We start from the raw sequence: 266 nt of genomic DNA on the forward strand, positions 1-266 counted from the left end.
CCTCATAAGTGTCTACACGATCGGTAATGTTTGCTAAGTGAATTCTCTCTAAAAACAAAGTCATTCTTTCATAAGCTTGCAATCTAATTGGTAAACTGTGTTTTTTCTTTTCTTGAAAGAGTTCAAACTTACGTTTGCTGTTTTCTAAAGCATTGTGTTGTTTTAAAAAATAAGCCGCCACACCTCCTGTAACAATAGAAGGAATGGTATATTTTAAGATTTCGATGATCTCATCCATATAAAAATATTTTTAGCGAATATAAATT

1 protein-coding gene is annotated in these 266 nt (G+C 30.8%); it reads right to left on the reverse strand.

Features of this window, described 5'->3' with window-relative positions; all coding sequences use genetic code 11:
- On the reverse strand, positions 1 to 238 hold a 238-nt coding region (locus Q4563_RS20290), incomplete at its 3' end, for a DUF7935 family protein (protein ID WP_303605798.1).
- Positions 239 to 266: the final 28 nt, after the last annotated feature.

The sequence above is a fragment of the Gilvimarinus sp. 1_MG-2023 genome (assembly GCF_030548285.1).